This window comes from Roseinatronobacter sp. (assembly GCF_051859525.1).
GTDB lineage: Bacteria > Pseudomonadota > Alphaproteobacteria > Rhodobacterales > Rhodobacteraceae > Roseinatronobacter.
Genome location: NZ_JBHYFM010000001.1, coordinates 35,676 through 54,314, shown reverse-complemented (window position 1 = coordinate 54,314; position 18,639 = coordinate 35,676). Strand labels below are relative to the sequence as shown.

The 18,639-nt window shown below is 59.9% G+C and carries 20 protein-coding genes; 7 read left to right on the top strand and 13 right to left on the bottom strand.

From position 1 onward, the window contains the following. Positions 1-9: 9 nt before the first annotated feature. Complete coding sequence (dnaK, locus tag ACTIE1_RS00285; RefSeq protein ID WP_439560373.1) at positions 10-1,923, bottom strand: molecular chaperone DnaK; 1,914 nt, start codon at positions 1,921-1,923, stop codon at positions 10-12. A gap of 261 nt (positions 1,924-2,184) precedes the next feature. Here dnaK and ACTIE1_RS00280 point away from each other — a divergent pair, with 261 nt between their 5' ends. Beyond that, the gene (locus ACTIE1_RS00280; protein ID WP_439560374.1) at positions 2,185-3,306 is read left to right on the top strand and encodes a baeRF11 domain-containing protein; all 1,122 of its coding nucleotides are present in this window, start codon (positions 2,185-2,187) and stop codon (positions 3,304-3,306) included. A gap of 206 nt (positions 3,307-3,512) precedes the next feature. Here ACTIE1_RS00280 and ACTIE1_RS00275 read toward each other — a convergent pair whose 3' ends face one another. From ACTIE1_RS00275 to ACTIE1_RS00265, 3 genes are all read right to left on the bottom strand, one after another. Further along, positions 3,513-5,519, bottom strand: a complete 2,007-nt coding sequence (locus ACTIE1_RS00275; protein WP_439560375.1) for a M3 family metallopeptidase — start codon at positions 5,517-5,519, stop codon at positions 3,513-3,515. An 89-nt stretch (positions 5,520-5,608) separates the two neighbouring features. Then, the gene (locus ACTIE1_RS00270) at positions 5,609-6,046 is read right to left on the bottom strand and encodes an NUDIX hydrolase (protein ID WP_439560565.1); all 438 of its coding nucleotides are present in this window, start codon (positions 6,044-6,046) and stop codon (positions 5,609-5,611) included. A gap of 52 nt (positions 6,047-6,098) precedes the next feature. Then, positions 6,099-8,585 (bottom strand): GcvT family protein, encoded by a 2,487-nt coding sequence (locus ACTIE1_RS00265; RefSeq protein ID WP_439560376.1) that lies wholly within the window; start codon positions 8,583-8,585, stop codon positions 6,099-6,101. 175 nt (positions 8,586-8,760) lie between these two features. Between ACTIE1_RS00265 and panC the strand changes: the two genes are divergently transcribed. The 5 genes from panC to ACTIE1_RS00240 all read left to right on the top strand — a co-directional run bounded on the left by panC (position 8,761) and on the right by ACTIE1_RS00240 (position 13,029). Continuing rightward, positions 8,761-9,630 carry a pantoate--beta-alanine ligase gene (gene panC, locus ACTIE1_RS00260; protein ID WP_439560377.1) on the top strand — a complete coding sequence of 290 codons (870 nt, stop codon included), beginning with the start codon at positions 8,761-8,763 and terminating at the stop codon, positions 9,628-9,630. Next, positions 9,627-10,436, top strand: coding sequence for a 3-methyl-2-oxobutanoate hydroxymethyltransferase (gene panB / locus ACTIE1_RS00255; RefSeq protein WP_439560378.1), 810 nt, complete (start codon positions 9,627-9,629; stop codon positions 10,434-10,436). Before panC ends, panB begins: the two co-directional genes overlap by 4 nt. 74 nt (positions 10,437-10,510) lie before the next feature. Then, positions 10,511-11,359 (top strand): methylated-DNA--[protein]-cysteine S-methyltransferase, encoded by an 849-nt coding sequence (locus ACTIE1_RS00250; RefSeq protein ID WP_439560379.1) that lies wholly within the window; start codon positions 10,511-10,513, stop codon positions 11,357-11,359. Between the two features lie 111 nt (positions 11,360-11,470). Beyond that, positions 11,471-12,118 carry an OmpA family protein gene (locus ACTIE1_RS00245; RefSeq protein ID WP_439560380.1) on the top strand — a complete coding sequence of 216 codons (648 nt, stop codon included), beginning with the start codon at positions 11,471-11,473 and terminating at the stop codon, positions 12,116-12,118. Between the two features lie 140 nt (positions 12,119-12,258). Then, positions 12,259-13,029 carry an FCD domain-containing protein gene (locus ACTIE1_RS00240; protein WP_439560381.1) on the top strand — a complete coding sequence of 257 codons (771 nt, stop codon included), beginning with the start codon at positions 12,259-12,261 and terminating at the stop codon, positions 13,027-13,029. Positions 13,030-13,108: 79 nt separating this feature from the next. Here ACTIE1_RS00240 and ACTIE1_RS00235 read toward each other — a convergent pair whose 3' ends face one another. The 5 genes from ACTIE1_RS00235 to ACTIE1_RS00215 form a co-directional block, all read right to left on the bottom strand. Then, positions 13,109-13,678 (bottom strand): F0F1 ATP synthase subunit B family protein, encoded by a 570-nt coding sequence (locus ACTIE1_RS00235; protein WP_439560382.1) that lies wholly within the window; start codon positions 13,676-13,678, stop codon positions 13,109-13,111. Then, positions 13,675-14,196, bottom strand: a complete 522-nt coding sequence (locus ACTIE1_RS00230) for a F0F1 ATP synthase subunit B' (RefSeq protein WP_439560383.1) — start codon at positions 14,194-14,196, stop codon at positions 13,675-13,677. The genes ACTIE1_RS00235 and ACTIE1_RS00230 overlap by 4 nt, the downstream gene beginning before the upstream one ends. Positions 14,197-14,269: 73 nt before the next feature. Continuing rightward, the gene (locus ACTIE1_RS00225; RefSeq protein WP_071470100.1) at positions 14,270-14,506 is read right to left on the bottom strand and encodes a F0F1 ATP synthase subunit C; all 237 of its coding nucleotides are present in this window, start codon (positions 14,504-14,506) and stop codon (positions 14,270-14,272) included. A gap of 61 nt (positions 14,507-14,567) precedes the next feature. Then, entirely contained in the window at positions 14,568-15,341 is a 774-nt protein-coding gene (locus ACTIE1_RS00220) for a F0F1 ATP synthase subunit A (protein ID WP_439563211.1), read from the bottom strand. Beyond that, positions 15,301-15,654: an AtpZ/AtpI family protein gene (locus ACTIE1_RS00215; RefSeq protein ID WP_439560384.1), complete on the bottom strand. Its 354-nt coding sequence runs from the start codon at positions 15,652-15,654 to the stop codon at positions 15,301-15,303. Before ACTIE1_RS00215 ends, ACTIE1_RS00220 begins: the two co-directional genes overlap by 41 nt. A gap of 216 nt (positions 15,655-15,870) precedes the next feature. Between ACTIE1_RS00215 and ACTIE1_RS00210 the strand changes: the two genes are divergently transcribed. Then, positions 15,871-16,221: an ArsR/SmtB family transcription factor gene (locus ACTIE1_RS00210; RefSeq protein WP_439560385.1), complete on the top strand. Its 351-nt coding sequence runs from the start codon at positions 15,871-15,873 to the stop codon at positions 16,219-16,221. A 57-nt stretch (positions 16,222-16,278) separates the two neighbouring features. On the opposite strand, the gene ACTIE1_RS00205 is transcribed toward ACTIE1_RS00210, so the two are convergent. The 4 genes from ACTIE1_RS00205 to ACTIE1_RS00190 form a co-directional block, all read right to left on the bottom strand. Beyond that, positions 16,279-16,710, bottom strand: coding sequence for a TIGR01244 family sulfur transferase (locus ACTIE1_RS00205; RefSeq protein ID WP_439560386.1), 432 nt, complete (start codon positions 16,708-16,710; stop codon positions 16,279-16,281). Between the two features lie 17 nt (positions 16,711-16,727). Further along, the gene (locus ACTIE1_RS00200) at positions 16,728-17,162 is read right to left on the bottom strand and encodes a DUF6691 family protein (protein WP_439560387.1); all 435 of its coding nucleotides are present in this window, start codon (positions 17,160-17,162) and stop codon (positions 16,728-16,730) included. Then, complete coding sequence (locus tag ACTIE1_RS00195; protein ID WP_439560566.1) at positions 17,162-17,590, bottom strand: YeeE/YedE family protein; 429 nt, start codon at positions 17,588-17,590, stop codon at positions 17,162-17,164. Before ACTIE1_RS00195 ends, ACTIE1_RS00200 begins: the two co-directional genes overlap by 1 nt. A gap of 75 nt (positions 17,591-17,665) precedes the next feature. Next, positions 17,666-18,529 carry an MBL fold metallo-hydrolase gene (locus tag ACTIE1_RS00190; protein ID WP_439560567.1) on the bottom strand — a complete coding sequence of 288 codons (864 nt, stop codon included), beginning with the start codon at positions 18,527-18,529 and terminating at the stop codon, positions 17,666-17,668. Positions 18,530-18,639 lie beyond the last annotated feature (110 nt).

Here is an 18,639-nt window from a genome sequence, read left to right as displayed (position 1 = left end):
CCAAGGGGTTTAGCTGCGCTTGTTGTCGTCAAGATCTTCGAAATCGGCATCGACGATGTCATCGTCAACACTGCGCGGCTCATCTTCACCGGCATCCGCGCCTTCGGCGGCTTCTGCCTGTGCCTTGTAAATGGCCTCGCCCAGCTTCATTGACGCCTCGGTCACGTTCTGGATGCCCGACTTGATCTTGCCCGCGTCATCGCCTTCAACCGTTTCCTTCAGCGCGGCCACGGCCAGTTCGATCGCTTCAACCGTGGTCGGGTCGACCTTGTCCTTATGCTCTTCCACGGCCTTCTCGGTCGAGTGGATCAGGCTTTCGGCCTGATTGCGTGCCTCGACCAGTTCACGGCGTTGCTTGTCGGCCTCGGCATTGGCTTCGGCATCCTTGACCATTTTTTCGATATCATCATCGGACAACCCGCCCGACGCCTGAATCGTGATCTTCTGTTCCTTGCCGGTGCCCTTGTCCTTGGCAGACACGTTGACAATGCCGTTGGCATCAATGTCGAATGTCACTTCGATCTGGGGCATGCCGCGCGGTGCGGGCGGGATTTCTTCCAGATTGAACTGGCCCAGCATTTTGTTGTCTGCGGCCATTTCCCGTTCACCCTGGAACACGCGGATGGTCACGGCGTTCTGGTGATCCTCGGCGGTCGAGAAAACCTGCGATTTCTTGGTCGGGATGGTGGTGTTGCGGTCGATCAGGCGGGTGAACACACCGCCCAGCGTTTCAATACCCAGCGACAGCGGCGTCACATCCAGCAGAACAACATCCTTGACGTCACCTTGCAGAACACCGGCCTGAATGGCCGCGCCCATGGCCACAACTTCGTCAGGGTTCACGCCCTTATGGGGTTCCTTGCCGAAGAAATTGGTCACTTCTTCAATCACTTTGGGCATGCGGGTCATGCCGCCCACAAGAATAACCTCGTCAATGTCGCCTTTGGACAGGCCAGCATCTTTCAGCGCGGCGGCGCAAGGCTTCAGCGAGTTCTTGATCAGGTCGCCCACCAGCGATTCCAGCTTGGCGCGGGTCAGCTTCATGACAAGGTGCAACGGCTGGCCGGTGTTCTTGTCCATGCTGATGAAGGGCTGGTTGATTTCCGTCTGGCTGGAGCTGGACAGTTCGATCTTGGCTTTCTCGGCGGCTTCCTTCAGGCGCTGAAGCGCCATCTTGTCCATCGTCAGGTCAACGCCGTTCTCTTTCTTGAACTCACCCGCAAGGTAATTGACGATGCGCATGTCGAAATCCTCACCACCAAGGAACGTGTCCCCGTTGGTCGATTTCACCTCGAACAGGCCATCATCGATTTCCAGAATGGTAATGTCGAACGTGCCGCCACCAAGGTCATAGACTGCAATGGTGCGCGTTTCTTTCTTGTCCAGACCATAGGCCAGCGCCGCAGCGGTCGGTTCGTTGATGATGCGCAGGACTTCCAGACCGGCAATCTTGCCTGCGTCCTTGGTGGCCTGACGCTGGGCATCATTGAAATAGGCGGGCACAGTGATCACGGCCTGCGTGACCTTTTCGCCAAGATAGCTTTCGGCGGTTTCCTTCATCTTTTGCAGGATGAAAGCCGAAATCTGGCTGGGGCTGTATTTTTCGCCGCGCGATTCGACCCATGCATCGCCATTGCCCCCATCAATGATGTTATAGGGAACAAGGTTCTTGTCCTTTTCCACTTCGGCATCGGTCAGGCGACGCCCGATCAGGCGCTTGACGGCAAACACAGTGTTGGTGGGGTTGGTCACCGCCTGACGTTTCGCAGGCTGGCCGACAAGACGTTCGTTTTCCGTAAATGCCACGATGGACGGCGTGGTGCGCGCGCCTTCGGCGTTTTCGATAACCCGTGCTGCTGCCCCGTCCATGATGGCAACACAAGAGTTGGTGGTCCCAAGGTCAATCCCGATGACTTTAGCCATGATGTGCATCCTCTACTTCAAGCGATGTGGCAGCGGGCTGGTCCTGTCAGGCCCCGGCCCATCTGTTTTGCTATGCGATGCCCCAAGCGGGGCGGCTTGAGCGCTATATAGGAAGGGGTTTTGGGGGCTGCAACCGTCACAGAGCTGTGAAATTGGCCCAAAACCGGAATTCTTTCACAAAATGGTCACTGCGTCACAGTTGTGGCCCCGTAGCTGACCTGTCATTCAGGGTCATGTCATTCAAACAGGAGTTATGAGATCATGCTTTATGTAGATATTCCAAGCCAGACCGAGCTGGGCCACCTTATTTCAGCCCGCGGCGAGGCGCAGATCAGCATCTATCTGAAAACCACGCCGGAAACCCAGCATATCGATACCGCCCGCACAAAACTGAAGCAACTGACACAAGATGCCGTGGAACAGCTTGCGCAGGCAGGCGTTGCCAAGCGCACCATATGGCCGATTGAGGAACAGTTGCATGACCTGATGGATGATGATGATTTCTGGCGGCTGCAGGCCAATTCGCTGGCCATTTTCGTAACCCCTGACAGCCTGCGCAGCTACCGCTTGCCCAATCACCTGTCGGAAACCGTGCAAGTGGCCGACAGGTTTCATCTGAAACCCTTGTTGCGGGCCGTGTCCATGCCGCAGCACGCCTTCGTGCTGGCGCTGGCCGAAAACGAGGTGCGCGTGATCGAATTGCTGGGCGATCAGCCCGCGCAGGAAATCAGGCTGCCCGACCTGCCCAAGGATGCCGCATCGGTTGCGGGCACCGCAAATGTCAATTCGCGCAGCTATTCAGGGCGTCAGGGCGGTGGCGAAGGGCAGAAACACCATCTTCGCCAATATGCGCGTGCAGTTGATGCCGGTCTGCGGGCCATGCTGTCGGGCCGCAGCGAGCCGTTGATTCTGGCGGCGACGGACCCGCTTTTGTCCATGTACCGGTCCATCAACACCTACCCGCATCTGGCGCAGCACGCCATCACCACCAGCCCAGCGCGGGTGCCGGCCCATGAACTGGGCGCACAGGCGCGCGAAATTGTCGATGGCATCAATGACGCGTCAATCAAGGCGTTTGGGGCACTGTATGCCGCGCGCGAAAACGAAGGGCGCGCGACGACGCAGGTGGCCCGCGCCGCACGGGCGGCAACCTTCGGGGCCGTGGATACGCTTCTTGTGGATATGGACAGCGTGGTGCCGGGGCTTGTGGATGAAACGACCGGCGAAGTGACATTTGACACTGACCAAAGCGCCGTCAGCTATGGTGTGATTGACGAAATCGCAGGGCGCGTTCTGGCAAATGGCGGCAAGGTGATTGCCGTGCGCCGTGCGGATATCCCGCAAGAGGCAGAACTGGCGGCGGTGCTGCGCTACGCGATCTGACGCAGTTACAATGTTTGTAAAAAGTCGGGGCCGGAAATTTTCCGGCCCCTTGGCCTGAACGGGGCAGAAAGACAGCCTGCGCCAGCAGTGGGCCGGAACTGCCGGTCCGACGATCTGGGGGCCACTTTATGCAGGCGGCATACTCCAAAGCTCACGGGGCTGGTTTGCCGCCGCGCCTTTCGCATCCCGTTGCGCCCCCGTTTTATTTACGCAGCCAGCCCCCGCCCTTTTAGCATCGCGTCCACCCCCGGCATGCGCCCGCGAAAGGCGGTGTACAGCGCTTCCGCCTCGTCACGGCCACCAGCGGACAGGATGAAGCGTTCCAGATTCTGGGCGGTTTGCGCATCAAAGGCGCTGCCTGCCTCGCGGAATGCCTCGAACGCGTCCGCGTCCATCACCTCGGACCACATATAGCTGTAATATCCGCTGGAATAGCCATCACCCGAAAACACATGCGCGAAATGCGGCGTTGCATGGCGCATGCGGATCGCGCGGGGCATGCCCAAGCCTTCCAGCACCTGCGCCTGTTTCTGCATGGGGTCGGCAGGGGGCGGGCCGTCATGGAATTCCAGATCCACCAGCGCGGAGGCCACATATTCAACCGTCGCAAAGCCCTGATCGAAGTTCTGCGCAGCAAGTAGACGGTGCAGCATATCCTGCGGCATGGCCGCGCCTGTGTCCACATGGCGCGCATGGCGGGCCAGCACCTCGGGCACTTCCAGCCAGTGTTCATAAAGCTGGCTGGGCAGTTCCACGAAATCGCGTGCCACCGACGTGCCGGAAATCAGCCCATAGGTCACATCAGACAGAATCTGGTGCAGTGCGTGCCCGAATTCGTGAAACAGCGTGCGCGCATCGTCATAGGACAACAGCGCCGGATCGCCCTTGGCGAAATTGCAGATATTCACCACGATGGGCCGCACATCGCCGCCCAGCTTGCGCTGGCTGCGCATGGTTGAACACCACGCCCCCGACCGTTTGGACCCGCGCGCGAAATAATCACCAATGAACACCGCCATATGCTGGCCGTTGCGCGTCACCTCCCATGCGCGGGCGTCGGGGTGGTACAGGGGCACATCCAGCGCGCGGAATTCCAGCCCGAACAGACGGTTCGCACAGTCGAACGCGGCCGCGATCATATTTTCCAGCGACAGATAGGGTTTCAGCGCGGCCTCATCCAGATCATGTTCCGCGCGGCGCAGTTTCTCCGCATAGAACCGCCAGTCCCACGGCTCCAACGGGCCATCATAGCCATCGGCGTGCAGCATCGCTTCCAGCCTGGCGGCATCGGCCATGGCCTTGGCGCGCGCGGGCGCCCAGACTTGCATCAGCAAATCGCGCACCGCGTCTGGCGTGCCCGCCATTTCGGTTTCCAGCTTGTAGCGGGCAAAATTCACATAGCCCAGCAGGTTCGCGCGTTCACGGCGCAGCGCCAGAATTTCAGCGGCAATCGCGCGGTTGTCGGTTTCGCCGCCATTCGCGCCGCGCGCAGTCCATGCCTGATAGGCTTTTTCGCGCAGGTCCCGCCGCGTCGAAAACTGCAAGAACGGCACAATCAGCGACCGGTTCAGCGTGACGAGATGGCCATCGTGCCCCCGTTCCTGGGCCGCAGCTTTTGCCGTGGCAATCACGAAATCCGGCAGGCCCGCAAGGTCATCCAGCACCATCATCCAGTCGCGTTCATCCGCCAACAGGTTCTGCGTGAACTGCGTTCCCAAACTGGCAAGCCGCGATTTCACATCGGTCAGGCGCACCGCATCCGCCCCGTCCAGCGCAGCCCCCGCGCGCACAAACATACGGCGATACAGCATCAACACGCGCGCCTGTTCGGCGTTCAGGTCCAACTGGTCGCGGTTGGTCCATAATGTTTCAATCCGGTCAAACAGCTTGCGGTTATTCACGATCTCGGACGAATAGGCCGACAGTTTGGGCGACAAATCGCGTTGCAACGCTTCGCGCGCGGGGTTGGAATCACTGCCCGACAGGTTGAAAAACACCCCCGCCACACGGTCCAGCAGGTCATCGGCGCGTTCCATCGCGTCGATGGTGTTGGCGAATGTGGGCGCGTCGGGGTTGTCGGCAATCGCCGCATAGGCTGCGCGCCCGTCCTGCATCGCGGCGTCAAAGGCAGGCGCGAAATCCGCGTCAGTAATCGTTGCGAACGGGGGCAGCCGGAACGCGGTCTGCCAGTCAGTAAGAAGCGGGTTTGTCATGGATGGCCCTTCAGGTCTGCGGTTGCACACAAGCTAGGCGCGATAGAAGGCAGGTTCAATGCAGCGCGGGATGCCAGCGGCGCAAAAGATTACAATCCCCGCGCCGCCTGTTGTGCAACGCGGGCCACATCAAGACTAAGATTGCGCGCGCGGTCCATCTGGTTGACCGGCATCCATCTTGCATCCAGCGCATCATCTGCCGCGACAGGTTCCCCGCCTTGCCAGTCACATTGCACCGCAATCAAGGCGAAATGCTGCAAGATTACCCCGTTTGGTGTGCGGTCATAGGCATCAAGCGCCGTGAATACCCGCCGCGCGACGGCCCTGACACCGGTTTCTTCCAGCAATTCGCGTTCTGCGGCCGCCAGCAGGGTTTCACCGAATTCCAGCTTGCCCCCCGGGAACCCCCACAGGCCCGCATCTGGCGGGTTGGCGCGCTGGATCAATAACGCCTGTTCATCACGAATGACGACAGCCAGCACAGCCGGTATGGGGCGGGTTTTGGGGGCGGGTGCGGCATGCTGCATGGCGGACACGATAGCGCCCGCCTGCACGCACCGCAAGCCGCCGTTGCGCCCCTTACCCGTCCTTGCGCAGTGTCGCGTTCTCCGGGTCATACGGGCTGTCGGCAGTCACCACAGCGTCCCATAGCTGGTTCAGCATCCGCACCTTCAGCCGTGTTCCTTCTACGGCCAGATCGGGGCGGACATAACCCATGCCAATGGATTTGCCGAATACCACGGAATACCCGCCCGATGTCAGGCGCCCGACCTTCGTGTCACCATCATAAAGCGCTTCACGCCCCCATGGGTCGGCATCGGTTGGCCCGTCAATCAGAAGCGTGCAGCATTTGGCACGAATGCCGGTTTGCTGCATCGCGGATTTACCGTGGAAATCCTTGGTCATATCCACAAAGCGTGGCAGATCCGCTTCCAGTGGCGTGGCGTCGCGGCCCAACTCGTTGCCAAAGGCGCGGTAGGATTTTTCCTGCCGCAGCCAGTTCTGTGCGCGCGCACCCACCAGTTTCAGGCCCACATCCGCGCCCGCAGCCATGATCTGGTCGAAAAGGTAATTCTGCATCTCGATCGGGTGGTGCAATTCCCAGCCCAGTTCCCCCGTGTAGGCCACGCGCACTGCGCGCACAGGGCACATGCCCAATTCGATATTGCGCATCGACAGCCACGGGAAGCGCTTGTTGGACAGCACGGTCGCAGGTTCGGCATCCTTGACCAGCTTGCCCAGCAGATCGCGCGATTTGGGGCCTGCGACAGCAAAAACACCCCATTGCGTGGTCACGTCATGGATGTCGATCCAGCCGAAGTCGGCCATCTTGTCTTCGGCGGCCTTGCGCAGGTAATCCCCGTCATAGGCGGTCCATGCGCCTGCGGAAATCAGGTAATATTCATCCTGCGCCAGTCGCACGATGGTATATTCGGTGCGCGTTGTGCCGGTTTCGGTCAGCGCATAGGTCAGGTTGATGCGCCCCACCTTGGGCAGTTTGTTGCAGGTGAACCAGTCCAGAAACGCGATCGCACCGGGGCCGCGCACAAGGTGTTTGGTAAACGCGGTGGCGTCGATCATGCCCACCCCTTCGCGGATGGCGCGCGCTTCATCCACCGCATATTGCCACCAGCCGCCACGGCGGAAGCTGCGCGATGCATGGTCGTCAAAACCTTCGGGCGCGTAGTAATTCGGACGCTCCCACCCGTTCACGCAGCCAAATTGCGCGCCCTGCGCCTTTACGCGGTCATAGCAGGGTGCCGTGCGCAGCGGGCGGCAGGCTTCGCGTTCCTCGTCCGGGTGGTGCAGGACATAGACATGCTCATAGCATTCTTCATTCTTGCGCGCGGCATATTCCGTGGTCATCCATGACCCGTAGCGCTTGGGGTCAAGGGCGGCCATGTCGATCTCGGCCTCGCCCTGAACCATCATCTGCGCAAGGTAATGCCCTGTGCCGCCTGCGGCGGTAATGCCGAAACTGAACCCCTCGGCCAGCCACATGTTGCGCAGGCCCGGTGCGGGGCCAACCAGCGGATTGCCGTCCGGCGTGTAGCAGATGGGGCCGTTATAGTCGTCCTTAAGCCCCACAGTTTCCGAGCTGGGAATCCGGTGGATCATGGACATGTATTCTTCCTCGATCCGGTCAAGATCCAGCGGGAACAGATCAGCGCGGAAGGATTGCGGCACGTCATATTCAAAACACGCGGGCGCATTGCGTTCATAGGGGCCAAGAATCCAGCCGCCGCGTTCTTCGCGCACATACCATTTTGCATCCGCATCGCGCAAAACGGGGTGTTCGGGGTGGTTCTTGCGGTATTCGACCAGCATGGGGTCGGGTTCGGTGACAATATATTGGTGTTCCACCGGAATAGCGGGAATTTTAATGCCCAGCAGGCGCGCGGTGCGCTGTGCATGGTTGCCGGTCGCGGTGACAACATGTTCAGCCGTGATTTCAAACTGCTCCTCAGACGGGACCAGATTGCCGCCCTTTTCGACCATGCGGGTGCAGGACACCACCCATTCCGACCCCGTCCAGCGGTAGGCATCGACCTGCACACGGCGCACGATTTCCGCCCCGAACTGGCGCGCGCCCTTGGCCATGGCCTGCGTCACATCAGCGGGGTTTATGTAACCGTCTGTCGGGTGATAGATCGCCCCTTGCAGGTCTTCGGTGCGCACCAGCGGCCAGCGTTCCCTGATCTGTGCAGGGGTCATCCATTCATAGGGAATGCCCACCGATTCCGCCGTGCTGGCATAGACCATATATTCATCCATGCGCGCCTGCGTTTGCGCCATACGCAGGTTGCCCACAACATAAAAGCCCGCATTCAGGCCGGTCTCTGCCTCCAGCTGTTTATAGAATTTGACGCTGTAGTCGTGAATATGGCTGGTTGCATAGCCCATATTGAACAAGGGCAGCAGGCCCGCTGCATGCCATGTTGACCCCGACGTCAATTCGTCGCGTTCCAGCAGCATTGTGTCCCAACCCGCCTTGGCCAGATGATACGCAATGGACGCGCCAACAGCGCCGCCGCCCACAACAAGCGATTTGACATGAGTTTTCATTCGCACTCTCCGGCAAGGGTCATTTGCGCCTAGATTGCAAATCCTGCACACCTTTGGGCAAGCCTTGCCGACATGCGAAGGTGGAAAAACGACGCCTTGTGCGAAAGCTGCGGCACCTTGCACGCCGGTCAGCAACCGCCTAAGAAATTGGCAGGTTTTTGACGAAAGGCCCCGCATGCACATTTGCCGCACCAAGGCTGCAATCCGCGCCACAGTTCGTGACTGGCGCATCACCGGCGTGCCGGTCGTTCTGGTCCCCACGATGGGGTTCTTGCATGACGGGCATCTGTCACTGATGCGCCGCGCGCGCGAACACGCGGGCGCAGACGGGCGGGTGGTCGCCACAATTTTCGTCAACCCCACCCAATTCGGCCCCGGCGAGGATCTGGACAGCTACCCCCGCGATGAAGCGCGTGATTTCGACCTGCTGCGCGCAGAAGGCGTAGACGCCGTTTTTGCCCCTGAAGCCGGCGAAATTTACGACCCGCAGGCGCAAACCATCGTGGAAACCACCGAACTTGCGCGCATGTTGATTGGCAAACTGCGACCCGGCCATTTTCGCGGGGTCGCCACGATTGTCACCAAATTGTTCAATATCATCCGCCCCGATGCGGCCGTGTTCGGCGAAAAGGATTTCCAGCAACTGGCCGTGATCCGCACCATGGTGCGCGATCTGGATATGGATATCGACATCATCGGCGCCCCCATCATGCGCGAAGGCGACGGGCTGGCCATGTCGTCGCGCAATGTCCGGCTGACCGCGCAGGACCGCACGGCCGCCACCATTCTGGCCCGCGCATTGGGTGAGGCGGAAACCATGGCCCCCACAGGCATCACCGCATCACGCCTGCGCTCGCATGTGCGCGCCACGCTGGAACGCGAACCGCGTGCACAGGTCCAGTCCGTCGATATTCGTGACGCCGCGTCGCTGGACAGTATTTCCGGCCCCCTGACGCGGCCTGCCGTGATATTACTGGCCGTCAAATTCGGCACTGTTTTCCTGATCGATAACCGTGTCGTCCAACCCGCGAAGGAGACAACATGAGCATCACCGCACCGATCCGCCGTATCACAGTGCCGCAAATCCGCGCCAGAAAAGGCGGCGATCCGATTGTGTCGCTGACATCCTATCATGCCCATACAGCGGCCATCGTGGATAAATACGCCGATTTCATTCTGGTGGGTGACAGCCTTGGCATGGTGATGCACGGCATGGAATCGACCATCGGTGTGCCGCTGGATTTGATGATCATGCATGGCCGCGCGGTGGTGCGCGGCACCAAACGCGCGCTGATCGTGGTGGATATGCCTTTTGGCACCTATGAAGAAAGCCCGAACATGGCCTTTCGCAATGCCGCCAAAATCATGAAGGAAACGGCCTGCGGCGCGGTCAAGCTGGAAGGCGGTGCGCGCATGGCCGAAACCATCCATTTCCTGACAGAACGCGGTATTCCGGTGATGGCGCATATCGGGCTGACGCCCCAATCCAGCCATGTCATGGGCGGGTTCAAAACGCAGGGCCGCGATGAGGACACATGGGCCGCCCATATCAATGACGCCGTCGCCGTCGCCGAGGCGGGCGCATTCGCGATGGTGGTCGAAGGCGTGGTTGAACCGCTGGCCGACAAGATTACCGCCGCCGTGGACATTCCCACAATCGGCATCGGCGCATCGGCGCAATGTGACGGGCAAATTCTGGTGCTGGAAGATATGCTTGGCCTGAACCCGTGGGTGCCCAAATTCGTCAAGAAATACGGCGATCTTGGCCCCGCAATCGAACAGGCTGTGTCCGACTACGCGGATGAAGTCAAATCCCGCAATTTCCCCGGTGACGACAACATCTATCGCTGAATGCGCAGCTTTCGGGTCGAAACAACGCAGCCTGCACCATAGGCTGTGGCAGACCAATGCCGAAAGGGGGCAGGATGGATACGGACGACACACACCCCGCCAGCTATCATTACCGCGTGATGGAACGCGCCATTGCGCTGATTGACGCGCCGGGGGGACAGGCGCGCAGGCTGGATGATCTGGCGCGCGAGATGGGGATGAGTGCGGCGCATTTCCAGCGCCTGTTCAGCCAGTGGGTGGGTGTGTCGCCCAAACGCTACCAGCAGTATCTGACACTCGGGCAGGCGCGCGTGCTGATGTCCGAACGCTTCACCACGCTGGATGCCGCGCAGGAACTGGGTCTGTCGGGGTCTGCGCGACTGCATGACCTGTTTGTGCGCTGGGAAGCCATGTCGCCGGGCGACTATGCCCGCAAGGGGGCGGGTCTGGTCATCAGCTACGGGTGGTTTGAAACGCCGTTCGGGCAGGCCCTTGGCATGGCAACGCCCAAGGGCCTTTGCGGTCTGGCCTTCGCGGACCCCGACAATATGGACCACACGCTGCAAGATATGCAACTGCGCTGGCCACATGCGCAATATGTGCATGACCCCGAAGCCCCTGCCCCGCATATTGCCACAGCGTTCGAGCATCATGGGCAGCGACAGCTGCACCTGATCGGCACGCCGTTCCAGATCAAGGTCTGGGAAGCGCTGCTGCATATTCCGCCCGGCCATGTCAGCAGTTACAGCGAAATTGCGCGCAGGGTCTGCACCCCCAAGGCCGCGCGTGCCGTTGGCAGCGCCGTGGGGCGAAACCCCATCGGATATATCATTCCCTGCCATCGATGCCTGCAAAGGAACGGGGCCTTGGGGGGGTATCATTGGGGGCTGGCCCGCAAACGTGCCATGCTGGGACGCGAAGCCGCCCGACTGGAGGCAGGCTGACAACCGCCACAGACAGGAAACACAATTCCGTGGGCATTGGAACTATTTCTGACGTCCGGCGTTATGCCCTGTATAAAGCCGAAATAGTATCTGACGTCTGAAAGGTGTATCATGAGACTGTCTGCATCTGCTCTTCCTTTGGCGGCAGCGGCGCTTGCGCTGGCTGCTTGTGCGCCCGATCCCAACAACCCGCAGAACCGCACGATGACAGGTGCGCTGACAGGGGCCGCCGTGGGGGGCGTGCTTGGCGCGGCAACCGGTGATGGCGGCGGACGCCGCGCAGCCGCCGGCGCAATCATCGGCGGGACAACCGGCGCATTGATCGGCCAGCAACTGGACCGGCAAGCTGCCGAACTGCGCCGCCAGCTTGGCAATAATGTCGACATTCGCAATACCGGACAGGAACTTATCCTGACGCTGCCGCAGGATCTGCTGTTTGCGACCGACAGCGCCACATTGCGCCCCGACCTGCAACAGGATCTGCGCGTGATTGCCCAGAACCTTGTGAATTATCCGCGCAGCGATGTTGTCGTTGTGGGCCATACCGACAATGTGGGCGCGGCATCCTATAATCAGGGCCTGTCCGAACGCCGCGCGGCGTCTGTGGCACAGGTTTTGCGCAGTGCGGGTGTCGGGTCGAACCGCATCCAGACAATCGGGCGCGGCCTGACGCAACCTGTCGCCGACAATTCCACGGCAGCAGGACGCCAGCAAAACCGCCGTGTGGAAATCTTTATCCGGCCACACCAGCCTGCATAAACACTGCATTGCACCAACAAGGGGCCAGCGTCGCTGGCCCTTTTTTATTGCGCAGCCCCCCTTGCGGCCATATTCAGTATAACACAACACGCTGGCCGGTCCTGCCAATACCGGACCGGCCCATCGCGGCAGGAGGCGTGATGCCCTTTCAACGCATTCAACCCGAGAAGCTGTCACACAGCGTCGAGCGTCAGATCGAACTACTGCTGCTGCGCGGCATCCTGCGCCCCGGCGAACGCTTGCCCGCCGAACGCGACCTGGCCGAGAAGCTCGGCGTGTCGCGCCCGTCCCTGCGCGAAGCGCTTGCAAATCTGCAAAATCGGGGGTTGCTGACCGCGCGCGCGGGCGCAGGCGTCTATGTCGAGGAATTGCTGGATTCCGCCTTCTCTGACACGCTGGTGCAATTGTTCGCCGCCCATGACGAAGCGCTGTTCGACTATGTCAGCTTTCGCCGCGACATGGAGGGGATGACCGCCGAACGCGCCGCGCGCCACGGGTCGGACACCGATCTTAAAGTCGTCGATACGGTTTTCAAGCGCATGGAAGCCGCACACCAGAAGCGCGACCCGATGGAAGAAGCGAAACTGGACGCAGAATTTCACCTGTCCATCGTGGAAGCCTCGCATAACATTATCATGCTGCACATGATGCGGGCCATGTTCAACCTGCTGCATGAAGGCGTGTTCTATAACCGCCAGATCATTTTCCGCAATCCGGCCATCCGAAATGACCTGCTTGCGCAGCACAAATGCATCAATGACGCCCTGCAAGCCCGTGACGCCGCTGGTGCCCGACATGCTGCCGAAGCGCATATGGATTTTGTCGACCAGTTTCTAAGCGACATGAAGCGCAGTCAGAAAAACGAAGACATCGCCAGACTAAGGTTCCAGCACGCGCAGCAGGCAAGATAGGCCCCCCGCCCATGGCAGCGAACCACAAAAAAACCCGGCACCATGGCCGGGTTTTTCAGTCTTTTGTTCATACAATCCGTTAGTGCAGCCGTTCGTTCACAGCCTGAATTGCATTACGGACCAACGCATCACTGCGATCTGCGTCCATTTTCTTGGCGATCAGATCACCCGCTGCCGCGATGGATACCGCAGTGGCGCGGTCGCGGACTTCGCGGATTGCAGCAGCTTCAGCCGATGCAATCTGGTCTTCGGCAGCTTTCAGCCTGCGCGTGATCGACGATGCAATCTCGGCTTTGGCAGCATCCGCAGCGATTTGCGCATCAGCCTTGGCCTTCTCGACGATACGGGCCGCCTGTTCCTTGACCTCGGTGCGCTTGCGTTCAAAAGAGGCATGCAACTCCAGCGCTTCTTCACGCAGGCGGCGGGCATCTTCCAACTCGGATTTGATCGTCTCGGCGCGCTGGTCCAGCATGCCGGTAATTTTCGCGGGCACCTTGAAGTAAACCAGAATGCCCACGAAAATGATGAATGCCATAAGCACGATCAGATCGGTGTTATACAACGAAAAGAACGGATAGCCTTCCGCCGCGAATGCGGGGCTTGCCATGGCGGCTGTAGCGGTTGTGGCGAATGCAAGACGCAGCATCATGCAGCCCCCCCTTTCAGGCGTGCGGAAACCGCAGCGGTTACACTGCGTCCGTCCGCTTTCACATCGAAGGCCGACAGGATTTCCTTAGTTACGTCACCCGAAACTTCTGTAACCATCGCCAACGCGTTATCGCGAATCTCTGCGATATGCCGCTCGGATTCGGCGGAACGTGCCGCGATTTCTGCATTTGCCTTGGCAAGCTGCACATCAAGTTCCGCCTGCATTTCTGCTTTCGCGGCCTCGACAATGCTGTTCGCCTCAGTGCGCGCATCTGCAAGCGCCTGATTATAGGCTGCCTCGGCCTCCTGGGCCTTCAGCTTGAAGTCTTCTGCGGCGGCAATGTCACTGGTAATCGTGCCGCGACGATCCGCCAGAACGGCGGCAATACGCGGCAAGGCCACGCGCGACATGATGAAATACAACACCACCATAGTCACCACGAGCCAGAAAATCTGGTTCGAGAAGGTGGATAGATCCAGTTGGGGCATTCCCGGCCCCGAAGTGGCAGCGTCTGCCATGTCGTCCCCCTAAGCCCTGAATTGACCGAAGGGGCCACATGGCCCCCCCGGAGGATACACGATCGGGGTCAGATCAGACAGCGAACATCAGCAGCAAGGCGACCAGGAACGAGAAGATCCCCAGCGCTTCTGCGAATGCGATGCCGATGAAAAGCATGGCGGTCTGGCCAGCAGCTGCCGACGGGTTGCGCAGCGCGCCCGACAGGAAGTTGCCTGCAATGTTGCCCACACCGATTGCGGCGCCGCCCATACCGATGGCGGTCAGACCAACACCGATGTATTTACCCATTTCTGCGATATCGCCTTCCATGTCGTATCTCCTTGAGTTTTGGAATTGGCTGGATTTGGTATTCGACCCTTGGCCCCGCGTATCAGTGCGACGGGTGCAATGCGTCACGCAAGTAAACGCAGGTCAGAATGGTGAAAACATAGGCCTGGATGACCGCGACAAGCAGTTCCAGCGCGTATAGTGCAGTGACCGCCAGCACCGGCACGAAGAAGATCGCCCCCAATGCGCTGGCAAAGCCTGCGAAAACCTTGGCCACAGCGTGGCCCGCCATCATCGCACCGGCCAGACGAATGGAATGGCTGATGGGACGCGCGAAGTAAGAAATCAGCTCGATCAGCGCCAGAACGGGGCGCAGCGCAAGCGGCGCGGAACTGACCCAGAACAGGCCCAGAAACTTGGTTCCGTTCAGAATGAACCCCAGCGCGGTGACCGACAGGAACACCGTCAGCGCCAGAACCGCCGTCACCGCAATATGCGATGTGGTGGTGAAGGCAAACGGGATCAGGCCCAGAAGATTTGCGAACAGCACGAACATGAACAGTGTGAACACATGCGGGAAGAAGCGCACGGCGTCATGCCCTGCCACATCCTCGACCATTTTGTAGATGAAGCCATAGGCCATTTCGGCTGCGGACTGGCCACGCGACGGGATAATCGCGCGACGGCGCGCGCCCAGAACCATCAGCGCTGTCGCTGCAAGAACAGTAAGCGCCATCCACAATGTCACGTTGGTTGGTGTATACCATGCAATGTCGCCACCAAACAGCGCCTTGACCTCGAACTGGTCCATTGGCCTGATCGAGAGGCCGCCACTTTCATCCGCCACTGGTCTTGTCCCCTTTTTCCGCACCTGCATCACGCAAGGCAGTGTTTTCAGCTTGCGCCTGCAACATGCGTGCCGAACGCAACATCGTCTTTATACCGGCCGCGAAGCCCAGCATCGTGAACAGGATCAACAGGAACGGCCCGGTGTTCAGCAACACATCCAGCCCGTATCCAATCGCCGCCCCGATGCCAAGCCCCGACACCAGTTCGATCACCATTCGCCAGCCCACCTGGGCCATGGAATGATGGTCCTGTGCTGCCCTTGGCGGGTTTATCGCGGCTTTGGCCTTGGCGATCCGATCTTCAAGGGCCTTCAGCCGCTCCAATTCGTCACGCTGTGCCATGCCTGCCACCTCCGGCTGCAAGTTGCGCGGAAACTAGGCAGCAAGCCGCACAGAGTCAAGCACCTAAAGCGAGCGATGCGGAAAGTTAAGGCATTGTTTTTATTGTGCAAAATATATTCACGTCGAACCATGCGCCAATCCCGCGCGGGTTTCGCGGCAAACTTCATATTCAACCATTCAGTTGACCTTTTCGTGCGGGCAGGCAACAAGGATGGCATGACCCAAACTGCCGCCCCATCCCTGGATCAGGTTTTCATGGCACTGGCCGACCCGACACGGCGGGCCATTCTGGGAATGCTGCTGGAAGATGACATGGCCGTCACGGATGTGGCAGAGCCGTTTGACATGTCGCTGGCCGCGGTTTCCAAGCATCTTGGCATCCTTGCAGCGGCGGGCCTGATCAGTCAGGAAAAGCGCGGGCGGGTAAAGTGGTGCCAGTTGGAACCCGACGCGCTGCGCGCAGCCAGCATCTGGATGCAGGCCTTCGGCCAGTTCGAAGCGGTCAATCTGGATGCGTTCGAGCGGTTTCTGGAACAGGAACTGCAAACACCATTGCCGGATGCATAAGCGCTGCTGCGTGCGGGGTGCGGGACACGGGAATCCCCGCCGCCCCGCCTGCCGGATTTAAGCGCCGTCCCTGGCCAGTTCCTCCAGCGTGGGGCGGAAGGGTTCCAGCGCATAGCCGTATTTCGCGGGAATTGCGATCAGCTCGTCAATGGGGCGCTGGCCTGCCTGACTGAGCGCCCAGACAATCGATGACCTGTTTCCTGACGCGCAATAGGCCAGCACAGGTCCGGTGCTGCCTGTCAGGGCAGCACCTTGGGCGGTGACATTGTCCATGGTTATGGCCCCGCCAACCACAGGGTTCAGAACAAACCGCAGGCCCGCCCCCTCGACAGCGTCACGCAGCGCCGACGCCTGCACCTCGGGCGGGATTTCCCCGTCGGGGCGGTTGCAGATCACGGTTGTGAATCCGGCTTCCGCGATGGCGGGCACGTCATGCGGGGCAATCTGCGGCGATACGGCGTAAGTGTCGGTCAGGGGGCGAATGTCCATCTGGTACTCCTGCTGGGTCAGAGTGCGGCAAGTTTGTCGATGCGCACACGAATAGGTGTTGCAACAAGCATACCGCCGATCATGGCAAGGATAAAGACGATCCCGCCGGTTCCCCCCCAACTGAGCGATGCAATCGCAGGGCCGGGGCATAACCCCACCAGACCCCACCCCGCACCAAACAGCACGGACCCCACAATAAGGTTATGCCCCAGTCGCGGGTCGGGCTTGGCCGGAAATGGCACGCCAACCAGCGATTGCGCACGCCGCGTGGTCATGTTCCACGCCAGCAGCATGGGCAGAATTGCCCCGCCCAGCACGAAAGCCAGTGTCGGATCCCATGCGCCGAAAATATCCAGCCAGCCCTGAACCTTGGTTGTGTCTGTCATGCCCGACACCAGCAGGCCCGCGCCAAACAGCCCGCCCGACGCGGCGGCAAGGATTACACGTTTCATCAGATCACCCCCAGAACATGGCGGAACAGCACCATGGCGATACCACCAGCCAGCAGATAGAACACTGTCGCAACAATCCCGCGCAGCGAAAACCGCGAAATGCCGCACACCCCGTGGCCGGATGTGCACCCGTTGGCCAGCCTTGTACCAATGCCCACCAGCACCCCGCCTGCAACCACAATCCACAGGTTTTGCGTGATATTTGTCGTCACCTCGACATTGTAGAACGGCAGCAACAAGGCAGGCACCACAACCAGCGCCGCCAGAAAGGCCAGCCTCTCATCCCAGTTGGACAGTCCGCTGCGGTCCACAAGCCCGCCAATAAGGCCGCTTGCGCCCATGATGCGGCCATTGCCCAGCAGGAATATCGCCGCCGAGACACCAATCATCAGGCCGCCGACAAGGCCCCAGATCCAGTCAGTTTCAATCATGTTTTCAGTCCTGTTCGCATGGAAGCGCGGCAGATGGAACTGCCGCGCCTGTGTCCGTAAGTGTGTTTGGAATCAAAGTTTATTGACCGGCACTTTCAGATAGACGGTGCCGTTTTCTTCGGCAGGGGGCATCTGGCCTGCGCGCATGTTCACCTGCAAGGATGGCACGATCAGGCGCGGCATGGCCAGTTGCGCGTCGCGTTCATTGCGGGCGCGCACAAAATCATCTTTCGACTTGCCTTCGCCCACATGTTTGTTCAGCCGCTTTTGCGCGCCGACAGTGGTTTCCCATGCATAGCTGTCGCGCCCTTCGGCCTTGTAATCATGGCCCACGAAAATGCGGGTTTCATCGGGCAGGGCCAGAATTTTCTGGACCGAGTCCCACATCGTTTCCGCCGAACCGCCGGGGAAGTCACACCGTGCCGTGCCGAAATCGGGCATGAACAACGTGTCACCCACAAAGGCCGCATCGCCGATCACATATGTCAGGCAAGCAGGCGTGTGGCCGGGCGTGTGCATGACATCACCGCGCATCTGGCCGATATGGAAACTGTCGCCATGTTTGAACAGGGCGTCAAATTGGGACCCGTCGCGCTGGAACTCCGTCCCTTCATTGAACACCTTGCCGAACGTGTCCTGAACCACGCGAATATTTTCACCAATGGCGATCTTGCCGCCAATACGTTCCTGAATATAAGGCGCGGCAGACAGGTGGTCGGCATGGACGTGGGTTTCCAGAAGCCATTCAACCTCATAGCCCTTATCGCGCACAAAGGCCACGACCGCATCTGCCGAACGCGTATCTGTCCGGCCAGAGGCGTAGTCAAAATCCAGAACCGAGTCCACGATGGCACATTTCGCGCTGCTGGGGTCGCGCACGACATAGGTGACCGTGAAGGTGGCTTCATCAAAAAATGCGGTAACTTCGGGCTGCATGATGCGTTCTCCGTTTTCATATCCTTGGGTGTAATATAGTGGCCCCAAGACATATTGCAATAATAGAATGTATTTCATCTGCACATTCTTGAAAGTCCGTGCAGGGCCTG

Coding starts and splice junctions, on each gene's coding strand:
- dnaK (WP_439560373.1), bottom strand. CDS start 1,923: ATGGCTAAAGTCATCGGGATTGACCTTGGGACCACCAACTCTTGTGTT.
- ACTIE1_RS00280 (WP_439560374.1), top strand. CDS start 2,185: ATGCTTTATGTAGATATTCCAAGCCAGACCGAGCTGGGCCACCTTATT.
- ACTIE1_RS00275 (WP_439560375.1), bottom strand. CDS start 5,519: ATGACAAACCCGCTTCTTACTGACTGGCAGACCGCGTTCCGGCTGCCC.
- ACTIE1_RS00270 (WP_439560565.1), bottom strand. CDS start 6,046: ATGCAGCATGCCGCACCCGCCCCCAAAACCCGCCCCATACCGGCTGTG.
- ACTIE1_RS00265 (WP_439560376.1), bottom strand. CDS start 8,585: ATGAAAACTCATGTCAAATCGCTTGTTGTGGGCGGCGGCGCTGTTGGC.
- panC (WP_439560377.1), top strand. CDS start 8,761: ATGCACATTTGCCGCACCAAGGCTGCAATCCGCGCCACAGTTCGTGAC.
- panB (WP_439560378.1), top strand. CDS start 9,627: ATGAGCATCACCGCACCGATCCGCCGTATCACAGTGCCGCAAATCCGC.
- ACTIE1_RS00250 (WP_439560379.1), top strand. CDS start 10,511: ATGGATACGGACGACACACACCCCGCCAGCTATCATTACCGCGTGATG.
- ACTIE1_RS00245 (WP_439560380.1), top strand. CDS start 11,471: ATGAGACTGTCTGCATCTGCTCTTCCTTTGGCGGCAGCGGCGCTTGCG.
- ACTIE1_RS00240 (WP_439560381.1), top strand. CDS start 12,259: ATGCCCTTTCAACGCATTCAACCCGAGAAGCTGTCACACAGCGTCGAG.
- ACTIE1_RS00235 (WP_439560382.1), bottom strand. CDS start 13,678: ATGATGCTGCGTCTTGCATTCGCCACAACCGCTACAGCCGCCATGGCA.
- ACTIE1_RS00230 (WP_439560383.1), bottom strand. CDS start 14,196: ATGGCAGACGCTGCCACTTCGGGGCCGGGAATGCCCCAACTGGATCTA.
- ACTIE1_RS00225 (WP_071470100.1), bottom strand. CDS start 14,506: ATGGAAGGCGATATCGCAGAAATGGGTAAATACATCGGTGTTGGTCTG.
- ACTIE1_RS00220 (WP_439563211.1), bottom strand. CDS start 15,341: ATGCAGGTGCGGAAAAAGGGGACAAGACCAGTGGCGGATGAAAGTGGC.
- ACTIE1_RS00215 (WP_439560384.1), bottom strand. CDS start 15,654: ATGGCACAGCGTGACGAATTGGAGCGGCTGAAGGCCCTTGAAGATCGG.
- ACTIE1_RS00210 (WP_439560385.1), top strand. CDS start 15,871: ATGACCCAAACTGCCGCCCCATCCCTGGATCAGGTTTTCATGGCACTG.
- ACTIE1_RS00205 (WP_439560386.1), bottom strand. CDS start 16,710: ATGGACATTCGCCCCCTGACCGACACTTACGCCGTATCGCCGCAGATT.
- ACTIE1_RS00200 (WP_439560387.1), bottom strand. CDS start 17,162: ATGAAACGTGTAATCCTTGCCGCCGCGTCGGGCGGGCTGTTTGGCGCG.
- ACTIE1_RS00190 (WP_439560567.1), bottom strand. CDS start 18,529: ATGCAGCCCGAAGTTACCGCATTTTTTGATGAAGCCACCTTCACGGTC.